General features: G+C 42.4%; 18 protein-coding genes. 5 read left to right on the top strand and 13 right to left on the bottom strand.

Annotated elements, in window-relative coordinates; genetic code table 11:
• The first annotated feature begins 53 nt into the window (after positions 1-53).
• The gene (gene acs, locus M2273_RS22195) at positions 54-1,955 is read left to right on the top strand and encodes an acetate--CoA ligase (RefSeq protein WP_429399968.1); all 1,902 of its coding nucleotides are present in this window, start codon (positions 54-56) and stop codon (positions 1,953-1,955) included.
• Positions 1,956-2,219: 264 nt separating this feature from the next.
• Positions 2,220-2,405, top strand: coding sequence for a CsbD family protein (locus M2273_RS22190; protein WP_429399967.1), 186 nt, complete (start codon positions 2,220-2,222; stop codon positions 2,403-2,405).
• 57 nt (positions 2,406-2,462) lie between these two features.
• Here M2273_RS22190 and M2273_RS22185 read toward each other — a convergent pair whose 3' ends face one another.
• The 10 genes from M2273_RS22185 to M2273_RS22140 form a co-directional block, all read right to left on the bottom strand.
• Positions 2,463-3,398, bottom strand: a complete 936-nt coding sequence (locus M2273_RS22185) for a hypothetical protein (protein WP_429399966.1) — start codon at positions 3,396-3,398, stop codon at positions 2,463-2,465.
• 2 nt (positions 3,399-3,400) lie between these two features.
• A complete protein-coding gene (locus tag M2273_RS22180; protein ID WP_429399965.1) occupies positions 3,401-4,309 on the bottom strand; it encodes a hypothetical protein in 909 nt (302 codons plus the stop codon).
• Between the two features lie 181 nt (positions 4,310-4,490).
• A complete protein-coding gene (locus M2273_RS22175) occupies positions 4,491-5,675 on the bottom strand; it encodes a M20 metallopeptidase family protein (protein ID WP_429399964.1) in 1,185 nt (394 codons plus the stop codon).
• Positions 5,668-6,132, bottom strand: a complete 465-nt coding sequence (locus M2273_RS22170) for an SPOR domain-containing protein (RefSeq protein ID WP_429399963.1) — start codon at positions 6,130-6,132, stop codon at positions 5,668-5,670. Before M2273_RS22170 ends, M2273_RS22175 begins: the two co-directional genes overlap by 8 nt.
• 174 nt (positions 6,133-6,306) lie before the next feature.
• Entirely contained in the window at positions 6,307-9,615 is a 3,309-nt protein-coding gene (secA, locus tag M2273_RS22165; RefSeq protein WP_429399962.1) for a preprotein translocase subunit SecA, read from the bottom strand.
• Between the two features lie 255 nt (positions 9,616-9,870).
• Positions 9,871-10,794 carry a bifunctional riboflavin kinase/FAD synthetase gene (locus M2273_RS22160; protein WP_429399961.1) on the bottom strand — a complete coding sequence of 308 codons (924 nt, stop codon included), beginning with the start codon at positions 10,792-10,794 and terminating at the stop codon, positions 9,871-9,873.
• Positions 10,795-10,871: 77 nt separating this feature from the next.
• The gene (gene truB / locus M2273_RS22155) at positions 10,872-11,594 is read right to left on the bottom strand and encodes a tRNA pseudouridine(55) synthase TruB (RefSeq protein ID WP_429399960.1); all 723 of its coding nucleotides are present in this window, start codon (positions 11,592-11,594) and stop codon (positions 10,872-10,874) included.
• A gap of 184 nt (positions 11,595-11,778) precedes the next feature.
• Positions 11,779-12,573 carry an undecaprenyl-diphosphate phosphatase gene (locus M2273_RS22150; protein WP_429399959.1) on the bottom strand — a complete coding sequence of 265 codons (795 nt, stop codon included), beginning with the start codon at positions 12,571-12,573 and terminating at the stop codon, positions 11,779-11,781.
• Between the two features lie 135 nt (positions 12,574-12,708).
• A complete protein-coding gene (locus M2273_RS22145) occupies positions 12,709-12,969 on the bottom strand; it encodes a DUF3098 domain-containing protein (protein ID WP_429399958.1) in 261 nt (86 codons plus the stop codon).
• 78 nt (positions 12,970-13,047) lie between these two features.
• The gene (locus M2273_RS22140; RefSeq protein WP_429399957.1) at positions 13,048-13,926 is read right to left on the bottom strand and encodes a cell division protein FtsX; all 879 of its coding nucleotides are present in this window, start codon (positions 13,924-13,926) and stop codon (positions 13,048-13,050) included.
• 443 nt (positions 13,927-14,369) lie between these two features.
• Between M2273_RS22140 and M2273_RS22135 the strand changes: the two genes are divergently transcribed.
• On the top strand, positions 14,370-14,603 hold the full coding sequence (locus M2273_RS22135; protein WP_429399956.1) for a hypothetical protein: 234 nt from the start codon (positions 14,370-14,372) through the stop codon (positions 14,601-14,603).
• 113 nt (positions 14,604-14,716) lie between these two features.
• Here the strand turns inward: M2273_RS22135 and M2273_RS22130 are convergent, their stop codons facing one another.
• The 3 genes from M2273_RS22130 to M2273_RS22120 form a co-directional block, all read right to left on the bottom strand.
• Positions 14,717-16,516 (bottom strand): ABC transporter ATP-binding protein, encoded by a 1,800-nt coding sequence (locus M2273_RS22130; protein ID WP_429399955.1) that lies wholly within the window; start codon positions 16,514-16,516, stop codon positions 14,717-14,719.
• A 108-nt stretch (positions 16,517-16,624) separates the two neighbouring features.
• On the bottom strand, positions 16,625-17,440 hold the full coding sequence (gene truA / locus M2273_RS22125; protein ID WP_429399954.1) for a tRNA pseudouridine(38-40) synthase TruA: 816 nt from the start codon (positions 17,438-17,440) through the stop codon (positions 16,625-16,627).
• 228 nt (positions 17,441-17,668) lie between these two features.
• Positions 17,669-18,199, bottom strand: a complete 531-nt coding sequence (locus M2273_RS22120; RefSeq protein ID WP_429399953.1) for a DUF892 family protein — start codon at positions 18,197-18,199, stop codon at positions 17,669-17,671.
• 134 nt (positions 18,200-18,333) lie between these two features.
• On the opposite strand from M2273_RS22120, the gene M2273_RS22115 reads away from it, so the two are divergent.
• The gene (locus M2273_RS22115) at positions 18,334-18,801 is read left to right on the top strand and encodes a DUF4293 domain-containing protein (RefSeq protein ID WP_429399952.1); all 468 of its coding nucleotides are present in this window, start codon (positions 18,334-18,336) and stop codon (positions 18,799-18,801) included.
• A gap of 362 nt (positions 18,802-19,163) precedes the next feature.
• Positions 19,164-21,008: a DEAD/DEAH box helicase gene (locus M2273_RS22110; RefSeq protein ID WP_429399951.1), complete on the top strand. Its 1,845-nt coding sequence runs from the start codon at positions 19,164-19,166 to the stop codon at positions 21,006-21,008.
• Positions 21,009-21,070 lie beyond the last annotated feature (62 nt).

Raw genomic sequence — 21,070 nt, 5'->3', positions numbered from 1 at the left:
TTAATTTACACTTAACACATAATTTGCTATTTTACGCCTCCATTTAAACCAACATGAAAATTACATCATTTGACGAGTATAAACAGGTTTATCAGCAAAGTGTTGAGCAGCCTGAGCAATTTTGGGCCGGCATTGCCGAAAACTTTTTATGGCGCAAAAAATGGGACAAGGTACTCGAGTGGAACTTTAAGGAACCTAAAATTAAATGGTTTCAGGGAGCCAAACTTAACATTACCGAGAATTGCCTTGACCGCCACCTGGAAACCATGGGTGATAAACCTGCTATAATTTGGGAACCAAATGATCCGCAGGAAAACCACCGTATACTAACTTACCGCCAGCTGCATGACAAAGTTTGCCAGTTTGCCAATGTGCTTAAAAACAACGGCGCTAAAAAAGGCGACCGTATTTGTATCTATATGCCTATGGTACCTGAGCTTGCCATTGCGGTTTTGGCATGCGCCCGCATAGGCGCTATCCATTCGGTAGTGTTTGGCGGTTTTTCGGCACAATCAATTGCCGACCGGATAAATGATGCCACCTGTAATATTGTTATAACTGCCGATGGCGGTTTCAGGGGCAGCAAGGAGATCCCTCTAAAATCAATTATTGACGACGCCCTTGTACAATGCCCTTCTATAAAAAGAGTGATTGTACTTACCCGTAACCGTACCCCGGTTTCGATGATCAAAGGCCGGGATGTTTGGTGGGAAGATGAAATTAAAAAAGTAGAAACACAGGGTAATACAGATTGCCCCGCCGAAGAAATGGATGCCGAGGATATGTTATTTATCCTGTATACATCCGGTTCAACAGGCAAACCCAAAGGAGTGGTGCATACATGTGGCGGGTATATGGTTTATACCGGTTATACCTTTGCCAACGCGTTTCAATACAATAAGGGCGAGGTTTATTTTTGTACTGCTGATATCGGTTGGATCACCGGTCACTCTTATATCGCTTATGGACCATTATCGCAGGGAGCAACTACCGTATTGTTTGAAGGAATCCCTTCATGGCCAACTGCAGGCCGTTTTTGGGATATAGTTGAAAAATATAAAGTAAACATATTATATACGGCTCCTACAGCCATCCGCTCACTCATGAGCTTTGGCGATGATATTTTAAAAGGCAAAGACTTTAGCTCACTTAAAAAGCTGGGCTCGGTTGGTGAACCCATCAACGAAGAAGCCTGGCACTGGTTCGACGAAAAAATTGGTCATAAACAATGCCCTATTGTTGATACCTGGTGGCAAACCGAAACCGGTGGTTTTATGATATCGCCAATAGCCGGTGTTACACCCACCAAACCGGGTTATGCAACCTTGCCATTACCGGGTGTACAACCCGTATTAGTTGACGAGACCGGGCAAGAAATTGAAGGCAACGGCGTAAGTGGCAACCTGTGTATCAAATTTCCGTGGCCGGGTATGCTGCGCACCACTTATGGCGATCATGAACGCTGCCGTACTACCTATTTTGCCACTTACCCCAATTTATATTTTACCGGCGATGGCTGCCTGCGCGATGAGGATGGCTATTACCGCATAACAGGCCGTGTTGATGATGTGCTGAACGTATCTGGTCACCGGATTGGTACTGCCGAGGTAGAGAACGCCATTAACATGCATAGCAGCGTGGTAGAGTCGGCCGTGGTTGGTTACCCACATGATATTAAGGGACAAGGCGTTTATGCCTTTGTGGTATGCCCTAATCAACATGATGATGAAGAGCTTACCCGTAAAGACATCATTATGACTGTAGCCCGTATTATAGGCGCTATTGCCAAACCCGATAAGATCCAATTTGTAACTGGTTTGCCTAAAACACGTTCCGGTAAGATCATGCGCCGTATTTTGCGTAAAATAGCTGAAGGGGACACCTCTAATTTAGGCGATACCTCTACCCTGCTTGATCCGGCTGTGGTGGATGAAATAAAGGCAGGGGCATTGTAAGGGGATTAAAGACTTTAGGATAAAGGAACAAGGATCAAGGACCAAATCTGGCTCCAACACATCATTGCGAGGTACGAAGCAATCTCTACGGAAGTAGATCAATTATGCACTTCAGTGCACTCTGTATAGCATAGAGATTGCTTCGTACCTCGCAATGACGCGTTTTTTCTGTTCCTGATTCTCGCATCCTGGCTCAAATTTCCTATTCCCCAAAACCAATCTAACTTCCTGCGGTTATTCTAATACATCTAAATATAAAACACCATGGATAAATTAGAAATAAAAGGCGGCTGGAATGAGTTGAAGGGCAAAATAAAACAAGCCTACGGCGATCTGACAGATGATGACCTGATACGCGACGAAGGCAAGGACGATGAATTGTTAGGGAAACTTCAGCAAAAAACGGGCAAATCCCGTGATGAGTTGGTAAAGTGGATCAACAGTTTATAAAATGAAAAGGCCCATTTTTAGGGCCTTTTCATTTTAACTTAATGGAGCATGAAAATATTAAAACACGCATTCATTCCTTACATTGATATTTTTATCTTCAAGGTTTTCTTGTAACTGACGCCATTTTTTATTCCGCAGTGTGCCTGCCATATATAGGTCACTTTCAAAATCTACACTTATTATTCTTAATGAATAAGGCATGTTAGAATCCTGCTGTTCAAAAACCACTTCTTTAATATCACCAAGCCGGTATATTTTTTTCACCCAAAATAAGTTAGGGTTCCGGACTATAAAATATTTATCCGAAACACCGAAAAAGCACATGAATGAGGATAGCCACCAGAAACAAATAATACCCAGGCAAATTAAAAAAGCTACAAGCCATACGTGGTTAGTTATTATAATACCATAACATAAAAGGCCAAGAACTATCCATAAAATTACCCCTCTGTAATTAAGAAACTGAGAGCCATTATACCGTACAAATTGTTCATGCTGAATATCTGAAATAGTGGGCCTTATAATTGGTTCTATCCAATCGTTGGTTTTCTTAATAATGTGGTATCTTATAAATCTTTTAATGGCCGCTGTATTAGCATACATATCATCAAATAAATATATTTTGTTGCTGCCTTTAAATTTGAACATTATCCCTTCCCTTGGATAGCCAAACATATAATTAAAAGGTCTTTTGCCTGCTAACTCAATTCGTTCAAGGTCTTGCCACAAAAAGGTAGTATTGCGGTTAATTACTACAGCATCTGTATTAATGTAAAAATTTGGAACGTTTTTAAAATATCGAACTATGGTATACAGGGCCAAAATTATGAAACTTAAACTCATCAAAATTATAAAGCCCTCGCCTGCTTTTGAAAGCGCTTCTTCATATAGCCTCCCTACAATAAGGGCCAGCGACAGGTAATAAAGCACTAACAGAAGCACCTTTAGGTAGAATTTTTTCCAATGCCTGCGGATGGTAATTTCTTCTATCAATGTTAGTTCTTTTTATAATCTTTATGAACAATCAAAAAGCTGGCACGTTCTTCCTTATGAAAAGGAATATTCCAGTTGCCCTGGTAGGTTATTTTTGTGGGCAGTAACTCGCCCTCAAAGTTGTTGAGCTCAATGTTCATCTGAACATCAAAATCAACAAACATGTTACTAAATTTCATATCAATATAGCGGCCCAGTATCTGGAACGTGCGTTCATCAAATATGGTGGTCATTTCCTTAATCATGGTATCGCCGTCAGATGTGCTTGGCTTGCTCCTTACCCTAAACCGGTAAACAGGTATGGTATCCAGATATTTGCCGCGGGCAAATTCATAGTAATAATATTCCCGCATATCCTCCGAAAATATCTCGGTTTTACTGCTGATGAACGGGATACCTTTTACCTTACGCCCTGGGGTGAAGATAAGTGTTTTAAGTTTGTCTTTATATGATTCATTTTTACCGCCCGAACCCGGCAGCGCATCGCCCTTAACAAAATCAGAGTTGTAGGCATTCATGAAAATATAATCAAACATCTCTACGGTATACAATTGGTATTTGCCGTTCTTTTTAAACATGTTGCCGCTATCAAGTTTGGCTAAATACTCCATTTTGTGTTTACCGGCAACACTACTGTGTACTATTTTACGATAGATCTTACCGTCAACCTTGTTCTTTTTATCGTAGGTAAAAATGCGGTTCTCGGCAGTAAAGCCGTACTGCTTCATGTTTTGAAAAGCCTTATAAAAACTGGTATCGGCCAGTACGGCATCAATAAAATCCTGCGCGTTAAGTTTGTGCGACCTGATATCAACCAATGAGTCAATAACAATAGTGCGAATGGTATCAGGATTAAAACGATTGATCTGCTGGGCAAAGGTAGCGCTGCCGGCTATTGTTAACGCCAGCATTAATAATAATTTTTTTATCACACTATTGATGTTCAAGATTTAAAACTGTACATACCATTCAAAAGAACTAACCATTAAGTCATCCTGAACTTGTTTCAGGATCTCATGGAATAGGTTGCCATTATGAAGTACACCTTGCATATGGGGTGCCGAAACAAGTTCGGCATGACAGATGCAGTTGCTAATTTCCCAGCTGTTTAACTGCAAGATAAGCCATTAAACCGGTACTTATACCAAAGGCGCTCTCTTCAATATCAAACGTGGATGTGTGTACCGATGAGGTAATACCGCGACTTTCGTTACGTGTACCTAAACGGTAAAAACAAGAATCGGCAACTTGTGAATAATAGGCAAAATCCTCGGCAGCCATCCAAATATCAAGGTCAAGCACGTTCTCTTTGCCCAGATAATCTTCGGCGTGGCCACGGGTTGAGGCGGTTAGTTTTTCTTCGTTGATCAGGAATGGATAACCGCGCATAATATTAAAATCGCAGCTGCCACCCATACTTTCAGCAATGCCCTCAGCCATCTTCTTCATGCGTTTGTGGGCTTCCTCACGCCATTTCTCATCCATGGTGCGGAAAGTACCCTCCAAATAAACTTCATTCGGGATCACGTTGGTAGCCCCGTTGGCAATCACTTTTCCAAATGATAATACCGACGGACTTTTTGGATCGGCAAAGCGGCTTACTACCTGTTGCAGGGCGGTTAATATATGAGCGGTAATAATTACCGGATCAATGTTTTGCTGGGGCTGGGCGCCATGGCCTCCCTTACCCTTCACCGTAACATAAAGCTCATCGGTTGAGGCCATGTATTTACCTGCACGGAAACCTACCTTACCGGCATCTATTAAAGGCATTACGTGCTGGCCCAACACGGCCTGTGGTTTTGGATTTTCCAATACCCCCTCTTTGATCATCAAACTGGCTCCGCCGGGCAGCTTTTCTTCTGCCGGCTGAAATATCAGTTTTACAGTACCTGCAAACTGGCTTTTCAGTTCGGTTAAAATACGGGCAGTACCCAGCAATGATGAAGTATGCGCATCATGACCGCAAGCGTGCATTACCCCTACGTTTTGTGATTTGTAGGGTACATCATTAGCCTCGGTGATAGGCAATGCATCCATATCTGCACGCAAAGCAACCACATTGTTTGATGGTTTATCCCCTTTTATAAGGGCCACCAAGCCGGTATCGGCCATTTTGTGATACTCCAAACCAAGTTCTTCCAATTTGTTGGCTACAAAAACAGAGGTTTGTAGCTCGTGGAAAGATAGTTCGGGATGGCTATGCAAATGGCGGCGGTTAGCTACCACATCATCAAATATTTTCCTGGATAATTCCTGTATTTGCTCTTTAATCATTATCGGGATCTGTTTTAGGAGGGTTAATTTTTTCGGAGATGATGAACAGGCTTGAAAACGAAGACCGGAGTTCCTGCATCAATTTTTGGGCTTCCATGCGTGTCCTGAAATCGCCGGCACGAACCTTAAAGTTAGGCTCGCTGTAAATGATATACGTACGCAATTCGGGATACTGATCCTGCAACCTGGCCTGGGCGCTGTAGGCATCTTTACGGTTTGATCCGCTAAATATTTGCACCCTATAACCGTAGGATGAAAATGCAGTCGGAACTCCCGCCGCGTTATTCATTTCAAATCTTTTGGCTATCAGCGTATCAACAAGCGGATCTTTAATGACCTCAACCCGGCCACGTACCTGCTGGGCAAAGGTTTGGGTTGATGCCAGTATCAGTATAAAAAAAAAGCAGTATTTGATGAAGGCTGGTTTAGATTTATGATCAAATACTGCTGTTTTCATTTTCTTTTATTTCTTAAAAACAAGGGCTGTCATGCCGAACTTGTTTCGGCATCCCACATGTAAAATCGGCTTCATGCTGGCCAACTTATCCTGAGAGATCCTGAAACAAGTTCAGGATGACATCTCTCTTTTGTCTTTTTAAAGTCTCCCCTTTAGGGGAGATTTAGAGGGGCTTTAATTTTGTCCTACGCCGTGGCAGTTCTTATATTTTTTACCACTACCGCAAGGGCAAGGGTCATTGCGGCCTATTTTATTCTCCACCCTAACCGGGGTAGCTTTTTGTTGCTCACGGAAATCATCCATCGGCAGGCCACTGCTTTCGTTCACCAGCTCAGGTTTGGAAGTTTTCATTTTACGCAGATCAAGCTTAGGCTGTGGCTTGGCTTCCTTTACCTCTTCGGCCTGTTGCTGAACCGGGATACCACCCCTGAACAGGAAGCTCACGATCTCTTTGTTCACGTTGGCCAGCATCCCCCTGAATAGTTCAAAAGCTTCAAACTTGTAAACTAATAACGGATCCTTTTGCTCATAAACCGCGTTTTGTACAGATTGTTTTAACTCATCCATTTCGCGCAGGTGCTCTTTCCAGGCATCATCAATCAGGTACAGGGTCACATTCTTTTCGAACGATTTAAATACCTCAACCCCATGATTTTCTACTGCCTTTTTAAGCGGAACAGAAACCTGTATGCCGTGTATACCATCGCTAAACGGCACCACTATATTTTCAACGTACTGGCCGCGGGTATCATATACATCTTTCAACACCGGATATGCCTGTTGCGCAACGGCTTCGGCTTTACGCTTGTAAAAGTCCATTACCGTTTGGAAAGTCCTGTCGGTAAGCGCTGCGATAGATGTGGCTGCAAATTCATCAATGCTTAACTCAATATCAACCGAAAACAAACGGATCACCTCCAGGGTAAAACCTTCGTAGTTATTGGTTTCTTTATACTCAGTAACGATATCTTCAACAACATCAAAAATAGTATTGCTCAAATCAACGTCAAGGCGTTCGCCAAACAAGGCGTTTTTACGTTTAGTATAAATAACGGTACGCTGTGAGTTCATCACATCGTCATACTCCAGCAAACGCTTACGGATACCAAAGTTGTTCTCTTCTACCTTTTTCTGTGCACGCTCGATGGATTTGGAGATCATAGAGTGCTGGATTACTTCGCCCTCTTCAATACCCATACGCACCATCAGGTTAGAGATCCGCTCTGATCCGAATAAACGCATCAGATTATCCTCTAACGATACAAAGAACTGTGACGAACCTGGGTCACCCTGCCTACCGGCACGACCACGCAACTGCCTGTCAACACGACGCGACTCATGACGTTCTGTACCAACAATGGCCAAACCACCTGCATCCTTAACGCCAGCCCCTAATTTTATATCCGTACCACGACCAGCCATGTTGGTAGCAATGGTCACTGTACCAGTTTTACCGGCTTCGGCCACAATATCGGCTTCCTTCTGGTGCATCTTGGCATTCAGTACGTTATGTTTAATGCCGCGCAGTTTAAGCATGCGGCTTAGCAATTCAGAAATTTCAACCGATGTAGTACCTACCAGTACCGGTCTGCCGGCCTCTGTCAGTTTAACAATCTCATCGGCAACGGCATTATATTTTTCGCGGATGGTACGGTATACCAGATCCTGCCTGTCTGCACGGCTTGCAGGGGTATTGGTTGGTATCTCCACCACATCCAGTTTGTATATTTCCCAAAACTCACCTGCCTCTGTAACAGCAGTACCGGTCATACCGCAAAGCTTGTGGTACATACGGAAGTAGTTTTGCAGGGTGATGGTCGCGAATGTTTGCGTTGCATCCTCCACCTTTACATTTTCTTTTGCTTCGATAGCCTGGTGCAAACCATCAGAGTAACGGCGGCCATCCAATACACGACCTGTTTGCTCATCAACAATTTTCACCTTGCCTTCGTCCAAAATGTATTCAGTATCTTTTTCAAACAGGGTATAGGCCTTTAACAACTGATTAACCGAGTGGATACGTTCTGATTTGATAGAGAAATCGCGCATCAGTTCATCCTTGCGGGCAATTTTCTCTTCAGTGCTCAGGGTCGATTTTTCGATCTCGGCAATTTCGGTACCTACATCAGGCATCACAAAAAAGTGAGGATCTTCGCCCGATGAGGTGATCAGTTCGATACCTTTTTCGGCCAGTTCAACCTGGTTATTTTTTTCGTCGATCACAAAGAAAAGCTCGGAGTCAACCTTAGGCATATCCTTACCCTGATCCTGCATGTAATGGTTTTCGATCTTCTGCAAAAGCGATCTGTTGGCCCCCTCACTTAAAAACTTAATTAAAGCCTTGCTTTTTGGCAAACCCCTAAAAGCCCGTAGTAAGGCCAGTCCACCACCATCAGCATCTATATTACCTTCATTAATGGCTTTTTTAGCCTCGTTCAGTACGCCATTAACATAAGCTTTCTGGGCGTTAACCAAACGCTCAATGCGTGGTTTCAGTTCATAAAACTCATGCTCATCGCCTCGTGGTATAGGGCCTGATATAATTAAAGGTGTACGGGCATCATCAATTAAAACTGAATCGACCTCATCCACCATCGCGTAGTGCAATTTGCGTTGTACTAATTCTTCAGGGCTACGTGTCATATTGTCACGCAGGTAATCAAAACCAAACTCATTGTTGGTACCAAAAGTTATATCGGCCAGATAAGCGGCGCGGCGCTCCTCTGAATTTGGCTCATGTTTATCAATACAATCAACCGATAAACCGTGGAACTCATACAGCGGGCCCATCCATTCACTATCGCGTCGGGCCAGGTAATCATTCACCGTTACTATGTGAACACCTTGTCCGGCTAAGGCATTTAAATACGCAGGCAGCGTGGCTACCAGCGTTTTACCTTCACCAGTAGCCATTTCGGCTATTTTACCCTGGTGCAGTACAAAACCGCCTATCAGCTGCACATCATAGTGTACCATGTCCCAGGTTACCTCATTACCAGCGGCAAGCCAGGTATTGTGGTGTATAGCCTGATCGCCCTTAATAACCACGTTGCTCTTGCTCGCGGCAAGTTCACGGTCAAACTGGGTGGCGGTAACTTCAATGGTTTTATTACCGGCAAAGCGGCGGGCGGTTTCTTTTACTACCGCAAAAGCTTCGGGCAATATATTTAACAATATATCTTCCAGCTCTTTATTGCGGTCTTTTTCCAGTTTATCTAACTGAGTATAAAGCTCTACCTTTTCGCTTACATCCATATCCAGCTCATTTTCAGTGCGATCTTTAATAGCTTGTATCTCGCCATCAATGCCTGAAAGTCCCTGGGCTATTGTTTCTTTAAAATCTATGGTTTTAGCTCTAAGCTCATCATTGCTGATGTTGTCGAGTTTTGCAAATTCAGCTTTAATTTTTTCAACTATTGGCTGTATTGCTTTTACATCCCGTTCTGATTTGCTTCCAAAAAGCTTACTGATAAAATCTAACATATTAATTTGATATGATCCTACAAACTCAACAATTGCGCCAAGGCAATTAACAGAGCCATATTGACAGGTAAAGGTACAGTTTTAGTTGAAAACTTGGGGAAGTTAGTTAAGAGTTTTGAGTTTCTTATGGTTTGTATGACCCGGGATTAAAGACTTTGTCTGAACCGGGATTAAACAGATTAAGGGATTAACACAATTTTCAAGAAAAAGAATCCTATAATCTCTTAATCCCAAAAATCCCGGTTCAAGCAATTATTACAACAACGCCAGCACGTCTTCCTTATCCTTTGCTAACTGCACTTTGAGTTCATCAAGGGATGAAAACTTGATATCGCCGCGTACATAGTGGTGAAATTCCATGCGGATGGGCTGGTTATATATCTCCTGGTCAAAATCAAAAATATTCACCTCGATGTTGTGGGTTAAGCCATTCACCGTTGGGCGGCTGCCAATATAGGCCATGCCTTTATGCTCAATGCCGGCCACATTTACAGTTACGGCAAAAATACCATCGGCGGGGATAAGCTTATATTTTTCCTCTACCACAATATTTGCCGTTGGATAACCCAGCTGCCTGCCGAGCTGATCGCCACGGATCACGGTGCCGGTAATAAAAAATGGATAGCCCAAATAGGAATTAGCCAGATCAATTTTATCACTTAACAAAGCATTTCTGATACGGGTTGAACTGATGGCCACCTCATTGATGTCCTGCTCAGGTATTTCTACTACATCAAAACCATAAACGGGACCAAGTTTGAGCAGATCATTAAGGCCCCCTTGCCTGTCTTTACCAAAGCGGTGATCGTAACCTATTACAATTTTTTTGGTTCCTATTTTATTAACCAGCACATCGCGAATGTAACCTTCGGCGGTCTGGTTTGAAAAATCTCTTGAAAATGGCGTAATAATCAAATGATCAACCCCTAATTGCTCCATTAACTGAGCCTTTTCGGTAATGGTAGTGATCAGTTTCAGGCTTTCATCCTCGGGATGCAATATCATGCGCGGATGCGGAAAAAAGGTTAAAATAACGGTTTCGCCACCAATGCTATCCGCCAGTTCCTTTATCCCCGAAATAATTTTACGGTGACCAATATGCACCCCATCAAATGTACCGATGGTTACTACCGCATTTTTTACCGCTGTAAATTCGTCAATATGATGATATATCCTCATTTTATGAGTAAAAGCACAAAGTTAATTTTTTAGTTGACCACGGTGAAGCTGCACATTATTTTGACGCAGAAATGTATTTACTCTGCCGCCGGCTCGTTCACCACCTTTAATCCCCTGATCATGTTTACCAGCTCCATCACTTCCCAGGCATCATCTACCCGGTAATTACCGCTGCGGGTGCGCCTTAATTTTGAAAGGTATGCCCCGTTATTAAGCGTAGCTCCAAAATCATTCACCAGCGACCTGATATACGTACCCTTGCTACAAACTACCCTGAAATCAACTTCGGGCAGTTCAATTCGGGTTAACTCAAACGCGCTGATGGTAACACTGCGTAAACGCAATTCTACATCCTCGCCCCTGCGGGCCTTTTCATATAAGCGTTCACCATCAATTTTTATAGCTGAGTGCGCCGGCGGATATTGCTGTATGTCGCCAATAAACTGTTCGCAGTTATTACGCAGCTGCTCTTCGGTAAGTTGGCTGGTATCAAACTTTTTATCAGGCTCGGTCTCCATATCGTATGATGGCGTGGTTGCGCCCAATATCATGGTACCTGTGTATTCCTTTTCTTCGGCCTGGAAAGTATCTATCTGCTTGGTCATTTTACCGGTGCAAATGATCAGCAAACCTGTAGCCAGCGGATCAAGTGTACCGGCATGGCCCACCTTTAACTTAAGCGGCTTAAAGGAGTTACGAATTTTGCCTACCACATCAAAGCTTGTCCAGTTGTAGGGTTTGTTAACCAGCAGCAGCTGTCCTTCGGCAAATTCTTCTATTTTGGTATAAGTTTTTTTCAATATGGATTCTTTTTACCGGATATCCCCGGGATTTGGGGCAAAGGTAGGGAATTTGCAGGAACCGGGATTAAAGACTTTGTCTGAACCACGATTAAACAGATTAAGAGATTACCACGATTTTAAGGGAAAAAATCCCTCAATCCTTTAATCCCGGAAATCATGGTTCAGATTAAAAAAATAATATTTAAACGATCTGCAAAGGATGCCCGCTCCAGATGAGCCCGATAATAAGTGCGCCTACAACAATACGATACCAGCCAAATATTACAAAGCCTTTACGCTCTAAAAAGGTAATGAATGTTTTGATGGCCAGCATGGCTACTACAAACGCTATTACATTACCAATGGCCAGCAGTTTAATTTCTTCGCCTGTAAATACGTGGTTTTCTTTATGAAAATCGTATAGTTTTTTTGCGGTTGCCGCAAACATGGTAGGTACTGCCAAAAAGAAAGAGAACTCGGCCGCGGCTGTGCGCGTAAGCTTTTGCGCCATACCACCTACAATACTTGCTGCCGAACGTGATGTACCGGGGATCATGGCCAAACACTGGAAAAAACCAATTTTAAGCGCCGTTAAATAGCTGATGTCTTTTTCTTCCTTTACGGTTGGTTTGTTAAACCATTTATCAACAAACAACAATATAATACCACCCACAAACATCGTGATGCCTACTGTAAGCGCGCTCTCTAAAAAAGCATCTATTTTTTTGCTGAATAATACGCCGAATATAGCCGCGGGTATAAAAGCTACCAGCAATTTTATGTAAAAGTTAACCGATTGTAAAAACCTTTTGTAATACAATACTACAACCGATAATATAGCGCCTAACTGTATGGCAATGGTAAATAGCTTAACAAAAGGATCGGCTGCTATGCCCATTACGGATGAGGCAATAATCATGTGGCCAGTTGACGATACCGGTAAAAATTCTGTTATCCCTTCAATTATAGCAAGGATAATAACGTGGATGATATTCATTGGGGGTAGATTGGGGATTGAGTTGGATTAGATTTGGTTGATTGAGCTGGATTAAGTTGATTGGGTTTGGATCAGCAGGTTGATTAGTCTTTTCAACTCAATCAGCCACGCTCCCAATCAACTTAATCAACCAAATTACTTAACTTCCGGCTTCTTTAATATCGCGAAAAAGCCTAATGCAAATCCTGCTAATACTACAATAGGAGCTATAACAATTTTGGTAGTGCTGTAAATATCAGTTGTACCTGCCATTAATACAAAGCCAAAAGCCACCACAGCAACACTGATGATCAGCAACCTGTAGTTACTTTTATCAAATATAAATTGTACAGGCTCGCTGCTGGTTGTTTTTGTTGTGGTTTTAGCCGTTGCGGCTGGTTTAATTTGCTGTGCCATATATTTTAATTATTGAATTATTGAGTTAGTGAATTAAGCTTCCTGTTAAAACCGTTCCGCTTTATCCCTTATCTCCAACTATCTATATAGATCGTATATTTTTAAACGTAAAAACTTGTTGACCGCTAAAAAGGTGCTAAAGGCCGAAATAAATATCCCAATGCCAATAACCGCTAAAAATACAATGCCAAACTCGGCATAGTTTTGCAATATTACCAGATCAGGTACTTGTCTGTAGCCCAGGTAAAGTGTACCGATTAATATAATAATGGCTATTAAGCCTCCTAAAAGTCCGTGCCATATGCCATAAAATAAAAACGGCTTGCGGATAAATCCTTTAGTAGCCCCTACCAACTGCATTGATTTGATCAGGAAGCGCTGTGAGTAAATAGCCAGCCTGATGGTGTTATTAATTAACGCTACTGATAGTACAACAAATATGGCGGCGAACACTAAAATAATTAAACTGATAGAAGCCAAATTCTGGTTCATCTGATCAACCAGTGATTGCTGGTATTTCACTTCTTTAACCAATGGATTTTTTAACAGGTCGGCTTTAAATTTTTCAATGTCTTTATTGTTAGCATAGTCGGCCTTCAGATAAACATCAAGCGATTGTGATAGTGGATTATATCCTAAAAACTTCACAAAATCCTCGCCAAGGTCTTTTTGCAGGTTGCGCGCGGCAAGTTCTTTACTTACGTACTGGGTTTGCTTCACCATCATGTTGGCATCCAATTGTTTTTGCAATTGCAATACATCGGTTTCATGCGCGGCATCATCAACAAAAATATTGAGCACTATATTTTCTTTTACATAGCGCGACAGGTTATTGGCATGTACCAGTATGAGCCCTAAAAGCCCAATCATTACTAATACCATAGCAATACCAAATACGGTAGATACGTATATGGTTTTTGTTTTTTTTGCCGATGCGCTTGCTTCAAATTCTTCCATTCTATATAGATATGAGATGTGAGATTTGATATATGAGATTAATACTGCTCATACACAACCACCCATCCGGATTTGTGCGAAATTAAGAAACCCGCCTTAAAGGTAAAAGTTTATTAGTTATAAATATTGTTTAATAGCTTATTAGACCGGTAGTTTTAACATTTATTAACTATTGTATGAACTATTTGTCTGAACCAGGATTAAGCGGATTGAAGGATTAACCACGATTTTTCTCCTTTTGCAAATCAAAATCCAATGAATCTAATAAATCCAATTAATCCAGGTTCAGACAATAACCGTAATGCAAATCAAAATTCAATGAATCTGATAAATCCGCTTAATCCAGGTTCAGACAATAACCCCAAAATCCAATGAATCTGCTTAATCCGCTTAATCCCGGTTCAGACAATAAACAAATCCCCGTATCCCTTTGTTAAATACACATGACAAAGCCAGCAAATTCACCCGACAAACCATCACCGTCAGATACACCAACCAAAAGACCCCAGGATAACGGTGGTAAAAGTAAAATACGAAAAGAGGATAAACAATACCACGCCGATACCCCTCACGGCGGCGACATTGCCAAAAAACACGAAAAAGAAGAGCAGCCAGTTGAACCGATTAAAGATCCGCCTAAGGAAAAAGGAATGGAAAAGGGTAAAGTACAGCCGTGATATTAAAACAGGTCATGCCGAATTTATTTCGGCATCCCACATGCTAATTATACAACATACTGGTCACTTGTCCTGAGAGATCCTGAAACAAATTCAGGATGACAATTTTATAATCACCTCGCTATCCCAGCCGAGTTAAATTGCAGATCGTAGAGTTTGCGGTAATGACCGTGCTCAATTTTCAGGAGTTCCTGGTGGGTACCACTCTCCATGATCTCGCCGTGGTCAAGCACAATGATCCTGTCGGCATTTTGTATGGTCGATAAGCGGTGAGCTATTACAATGGCGGTACGGCCCTGCATCAGTTTATTGATGGCGTTTTGTATCAGGATCTCGGTTTCGGTATCTACAGATGAGGTAGCCTCATCCAAAACTAAAATTGCCGGGTTATATATAAGGGCCCTGATAAATGAGATCAGTTGCGATTGCCCTGCCGAAAGCGTTGCGCCCCTTTCCATCACATTATAATCATATCCGCCGGGCAGGCGTTCAATAAATTCGTGCGCACCTACATCTTTAGCTGCAGCTATAATCTGCTCGCGCGTAATGGACTGGTTATTCAAGCTGATGTTATTGGCAATGGTATCAGTAAACAAAAATACGTCCTGAATAACGGTAGCAATTTGTGAGCGTAAAAACTCAACCTGGTATTCGCGTATATCATGACCGTCTACCTTAACATTGCCCTGACCAATTTCATAAAAGCGGTTCAGTATATTTATGGTTGATGATTTACCTGCACCGGTAGCGCCCACCAGAGCCAGTGTTTCGCCGGGTTTTACCCGGAAATTAATATTCTTTAAAACCCAGTTCTCGTCGTTATAAGCAAACCAAACTTTGTCAAACTCAATATCGCCCTGCAGCCTGCCTGTGTTTATTGTACCTGTATCAGCGGCCACTTCGTCGGTATCCAATACTTTAAATATCCTGTCGGCACCCACCATACCCATTTGCAGGGTATTAAACTTATCTGCCAGTTGGCGTATCGGTCTGAAAAGCATGTTGAGCAATACAATAAAGCCTGTAATAACACCGGGGGTAATGCCGCCCGGCCTTGCCGAGAGCGCCGCCAACTGACTATCAGACAGCATCCGTTTACAACCATACCAAACCAGCAACCCCATACAAATGGCAAACAAAATTTCAACAACCGGAAAAAATATGGAGTAGTACCAGTTGGAGCGAATGTTGGCATCCCTGTATTTTTGGTTAACCGCTTTAAACTTGCGCATTTCCTGGTCTTCGCGGGCAAATAACTGTATAATGCTGATGCCCGAAATATGCTCGGCCAAAAAAGTATTTAAACGGGCCACCTGTGTGCGCACTTCCTGAAAAGATGATTTGATGGCCTCCTTAAACACGTAGGTCGATGCGAACAGGAACGGCATGGGGATTAGCGTAATGAGGGCCAGTTTCCAATCCTGGTACAGCATAAAGCCAATCACCGCTAATACGAGCAGCATATCGCCCATGATGGAGATCAATCCTTCAGAAAAAATATCGGCAATAGTTTCCAAGTCAGACACGGTACGGGTAATGAGCATCCCGATAGGTGTACGGTCAAAATATTTAAGACGCAGGCTGGTGATATGATTAAAAATATCAATGCGCAGATCGCGGATCACGGATTGACCCAGCGCATTGGTTAAATAAGTTTGATAATATTGAGCCACTGTTTGAATAATGAGCTGCCCTATCATAAACGCCACCATAAAAACAAGGCCGTCATAATTATCATTCAGAATATCAACATCCAACGTGTGCTGAATAAGGAATGGCTGCGCCAACGCGCTAACCGCCAAAAAAATGGTTAAAAATGCGGCTATTACAAATGTACTATTATACGGTTTTACATAATGCATCACCCGTTTTAACAGTTTCCAATCAAGCGCTTTTCCGGTTATTTCAGACATTTTGCCCCCCAGCCCCCTAAAGGGGGAGTTTTTTGATTTGCTAATTTATCAACTAATTTATAAATCATTGTCTTATTTCCTTTACATTATCGTTCCCCCTTCAGAGGGTTAGGGGCTGTACTTCACCTCCGTTAAATACAAGCCGCAAGCCGGCACACTCATGCCCGCGTTTGATCGATTTTTACTTTCAATGATCTGGCGCACGGCTTCGGGCGGCATTTCATGTTTGCCAACCATCATCAGCGTACCTACAATGGCCCTTACCATATTACGCAGAAACCTGTCGGCCGAAATATGAAAAACCATGCCTTGTTCCGTTTTTACCCACTCGGCCCTGCTTATTTTGCAATTATTGGTTTTAACCTGCGTGTTTGATTTACTGAAACAGCTAAAATCAATATACTCCATGATCATCGCGGCAGCCTGGTTCATCAATTCCATATCTGGCACATCCCGAACCTGCCAGGAGTACCCGCGTAAAAAAGGGTCTTTATTAAAATGGATATGGTACTGGTATGACCGCAGCGTGGCATCAAACCGCGCATGAGCATCCGCATGAACCGGAATAATATTTTTTATGGCGATATCGTGAGGCAGCAGGGCGTTGAGGCCGCGAACTTTTTGTCCATAGTCGATAGTTGATAGTCCATGGTCCATAGTCAATGGTCCATGGTTGTCGCTTGCACTATGGTCTATAGTCAACGGACTACGGACATCCACATCAAAATGCGCGAAAAACTCCCGGGCATGTACACCGGTATCTGTACGGCCGCAGCCGACGGTTTCAACGGGCTGGCGTAAAATAATAGCCAGGGCTTTATTCAATACCTCCTGTACGCTTACGGCATTTTGCTGTATCTGCCAGCCATGATAGCTGGTGCCATCATAAGCCAATTCAATAAAATAGCGTTGTTTATCCGTCACGCGGCAAAGTTAGCAATATGCCGGGTATGGGTGTTCATTATTTGGTCAAACTATAAATTCAGGCATAATGATTAAACTCACCCCGACATCGCTGCGCTTGTTGCCCTCTCTTCAGCTTCGCTGGAAAGAGGGGGTAAAGAAAGTTTTTATGTATCGAATTTAAACCCTCTTTCCGCCGCAGGCGAAGAGAGGGTGGTCGAGCGAAGCAAAGACCGGGTGAGTCATCCCTTATGGTGCCGGTTCGCTTATATATTCTTTATAAATAGATTCAAACATCACCCTGTCTTCAACCGCTTGATTAAAGGGTTTATCTAAAAAGGTATTGCTATAACCTATGGCCTTCGCCAGGTTTTTCAACACCTTAAAATAGGTAACCTCAATACCTTCAATTAACTGCAGGTAAAAAACAATAAAAACATCGCGCTCCATGGGTGTTTTACCAGCCTTAATGGCCGATATATAGGCTTCGAGCGTCATGGCTTTCATGCCTAAAACACTAATTTTTGATTGGTCCTGATTAATGGAATTAAATATACCATCCAGATGCTGCAATTGTTCCTGGGCATCATCGCTGCACTCCTGTATGGTTTTTTTTAAAAACTTAAGGGTTGACAAACCTTGAATCTCTTCAAAAAAATGTATCAAGTGCTGCTTGCCGCAATAAATACTATTTAAATGTTCCAGGAATATTTTTTTCAGGTGCGCGTCTTCAAACTTCACATCCTGCGGCGATAGGCTGTTAGCTGGGGGTTGGGTCATAACCAAGTTTATTAATTAGAAATTAATTATAAATATACGGCAATAATTATCATTCAAGGCAAATTCATTGCCCAATAAAAATGCCGCACGGCAATAATTAAAACAATTATATTTGCCATTATAATTTTAATATTATGCTGCAACGAATACAAAGCATTTACTTGCTATTTGCCAGCCTTGTGCTGTTTGCTCTTTTCTTTTTTCCATTAGCACATAACGTTTATGTAGCCGATAAACCCGTAAGTATTATGGTTACAGGCATTTTTCAGGATACCGACGGCGCACAAAAATATACCGAACATTTTACAGCCCTTACAGCGGTAACCGCCATTGTTGCCCTGATACCGTTGGTTATTATATTTTTATTTAAAAAACGCAAACAGCAAATCGCGCTTTGCTACAGCGCCATACTGGTATTAATTGGGTACAGTTTTTGGATGGCCCAAACGGTTAAAAACGCGGTAGGCAGCGTTCAGCTTGATTCCCGGACCATGGGCATCGGCTTGTTCCTTACTTCATTAAGCATTGTACTCCTGATCCTGGCGGCAAAAAGTATCCAGCGCGATGAAAAGCTGATCAAATCGGCAGATAGGCTGCGGTAAAAAACAACTTTATTACAGGTAGCTGCTAACGGAGCATATTATCCTGTTGGCTGTTTTCGAGGAATGTACACATGGTAGTATCCGCCAAAACCGAAGAGAGGGCGCCCAAGCGCAGCAATGAACGGGTGAACCTATGCGTCACCTACCGTTTTATCTAACAAGCAAACACTTCATTAATGTCATGTTGCTGATAGCAAGCCTGTTTTGAACAACAAAAGATATCAATACCATAAAAAACACAAGTTTTTTAACCCATAAAATTCCATAATTACAATAAGCAATATACCCTATTGGAATTTAAAATTAAAGTAGCTATCTTTGCGCCCGATTTGGCGATGTTGCCAAATTCGTTATTTTAATTCATGAACCCATTTATTGAACTGGGAATCCGTCATGATATTGTTAATGCCATCTCTGAGTTAGGGTTTGAAAACCCAACGCCAATCCAGGAACAGTCAATTCCGGTATTGTTAACAGGCAGCAACGATTTTGTCGGATTAGCCCAAACCGGGACCGGTAAGACTGCTGCCTTTGGCCTACCATTATTAGAGCTGTTGGATTTCGAAGAAAATCATCCACAGGCACTTGTTTTATGCCCAACACGTGAGCTTTGCTTACAGATTACAAACGACATTAAAAATTACGCCAAAAAAATGGGCAACGTTAACGTTGTTGCCGTTTATGGTGGTGCAAGTATTATGGATCAGTTACGCCAGATAAAACGCGGTGTACAGATCGTTGTGGCCACACCAGGCCGTATGCTTGATATCATCAACCGCAAGGCGATAGATTTTTCGAAGGTGAAGTACGTAGTATTGGATGAAGCTGATGAAATGCTCAACATGGGCTTTCAGGAAGATATTGACAGTATCCTATCTACCACACCCGATGAGAAAAAAACCTGGTTATTCTCGGCCACCATGCCTACTGAAGTTCGCCGTATAGCGAAAAAGTACATGAATGAGCCGTTTGAGCTTACCATGGGAACAAAAAACACCGGTAATGCCAACATTGAGCACGAATACTATATAGTACGTGCCCGTGATAAGTATGCCGCATTTAAACGCATTGTTGATTTTAACCCTGATATTTTTGGTATCGTATTTTGCCGTACTAAAATTGAAACTCAGGATATTGCAGAGGCCCTGATCAAAGACGGTTACAATGCCGATTCTTTACATGGTGACCTGTCACAACAACAACGCGATAAGGTAATGAAACGTTACCGTGAGCGCAACCTGCAATTATTAATTGCTACTGATGTTGCCGCACGTGGTATTGATGTTAATGATGTTACACACGTTATTAACTACTCATTGCCTGATGAGGTTGAGAATTACACCCACCGTAGCGGCCGTACAGCCCGTGCCGGTAAAACTGGTGTATCTATCTCTATCATCAACGCTAAAGAATTAGGTAAAATACGCCAGATAGAGCGTGGCTTAGGCAAGCGTTTTGTTAAAGCCGAAATACCAACAGGGTTTGATGTTTGCGAAAAACAATTATTCTCTATTGTTCATAAAGTACATAATGTACAGGTGAATGAAGAGCAAATTGAGCAATACCTGCCCCGTATAATGGAAGAGTTTAAGGATATGACCAAGGAAGATTTCATTAAGCGTTTTGCTTCAATTGAATTTAACCGTTTCCTTGATTATTACAAAAACGCTCCTGACTTGAACGCAAGTATGGAGGAAGGCCGTCGCGAAAGATCTGATGACCGTCATGAACGCGGTGCATCAAGCGGACCATCTGCTTATACCCGTTTATTTATAAACCTGGGTTCTGTTGATGAATTTAACCGCGGCGATCTGTTGGGTTACATTTGCAACACTACCAAAATAAGCGGTCGTACCGTTGGTAAAATAGATGTTAAGGGTGTTTATTCATTTTTCGAAGTTCCAAATGAGGAAGTAGAAAAAGTAATGACCAACTTTAAAGAAATTGAATTTAAAGGTCGCCCTGTAAGGATAGAAGTATCTGGCGAAGGCACCAGTGATAACCGTGGTGGCGGCGAACGTCGTGAAGGCGGTTACCGTGGTGGCGAACGTCGCGAAGGTGGCGGTGGTTACCGTGGTGGCGAACGTCGTGAAGGCGGAGGATATCGCGGTGGCGAAAGAAGCAATGCTGCCGGTGGCGGTGGTGGTTTCCGTGATTTCTCTGGCAAACGCCGTGAAGATCGTCCCGAACGTCGCAAAAGATTCTAATATAAAAAGTCTTGAGTCTCCAGTCCAAAGTCATAAAAACTTTTGACTGGAGACTAAGAACT

The organism is Mucilaginibacter lappiensis (assembly GCF_050433765.1).
Taxonomy (GTDB): Bacteria; Bacteroidota; Bacteroidia; order Sphingobacteriales; family Sphingobacteriaceae; genus Mucilaginibacter; species Mucilaginibacter lappiensis_A.
Note: the sequence above shows the minus strand (reverse complement) of the source record. Positions and strands in the feature narration are given on the sequence as shown.

Excerpts from the sequence above, each read along its gene's own strand:
- acs (WP_429399968.1), top strand. The coding sequence starts at position 54 with ATGAAAATTACATCATTTGACGAGTATAAACAGGTTTATCAGCAAAGT.
- M2273_RS22190 (WP_429399967.1), top strand. The coding sequence starts at position 2,220 with ATGGATAAATTAGAAATAAAAGGCGGCTGGAATGAGTTGAAGGGCAAA.
- M2273_RS22180 (WP_429399965.1), bottom strand. The coding sequence starts at position 4,309 with ATGCTGGCGTTAACAATAGCCGGCAGCGCTACCTTTGCCCAGCAGATC.
- M2273_RS22175 (WP_429399964.1), bottom strand. The coding sequence starts at position 5,675 with ATGATTAAAGAGCAAATACAGGAATTATCCAGGAAAATATTTGATGAT.
- M2273_RS22170 (WP_429399963.1), bottom strand. The coding sequence starts at position 6,132 with ATGAAAACAGCAGTATTTGATCATAAATCTAAACCAGCCTTCATCAAA.
- secA (WP_429399962.1), bottom strand. The coding sequence starts at position 9,615 with ATGTTAGATTTTATCAGTAAGCTTTTTGGAAGCAAATCAGAACGGGAT.
- M2273_RS22160 (WP_429399961.1), bottom strand. The coding sequence starts at position 10,794 with ATGAGGATATATCATCATATTGACGAATTTACAGCGGTAAAAAATGCG.
- M2273_RS22150 (WP_429399959.1), bottom strand. The coding sequence starts at position 12,573 with ATGAATATCATCCACGTTATTATCCTTGCTATAATTGAAGGGATAACA.
- M2273_RS22145 (WP_429399958.1), bottom strand. The coding sequence starts at position 12,969 with ATGGCACAGCAAATTAAACCAGCCGCAACGGCTAAAACCACAACAAAA.
- M2273_RS22140 (WP_429399957.1), bottom strand. The coding sequence starts at position 13,926 with ATGGAAGAATTTGAAGCAAGCGCATCGGCAAAAAAAACAAAAACCATA.
- M2273_RS22135 (WP_429399956.1), top strand. The coding sequence starts at position 14,370 with ATGACAAAGCCAGCAAATTCACCCGACAAACCATCACCGTCAGATACA.
- M2273_RS22130 (WP_429399955.1), bottom strand. The coding sequence starts at position 16,516 with ATGTCTGAAATAACCGGAAAAGCGCTTGATTGGAAACTGTTAAAACGG.
- M2273_RS22120 (WP_429399953.1), bottom strand. The coding sequence starts at position 18,199 with ATGACCCAACCCCCAGCTAACAGCCTATCGCCGCAGGATGTGAAGTTT.
- M2273_RS22115 (WP_429399952.1), top strand. The coding sequence starts at position 18,334 with ATGCTGCAACGAATACAAAGCATTTACTTGCTATTTGCCAGCCTTGTG.
- M2273_RS22110 (WP_429399951.1), top strand. The coding sequence starts at position 19,164 with ATGAACCCATTTATTGAACTGGGAATCCGTCATGATATTGTTAATGCC.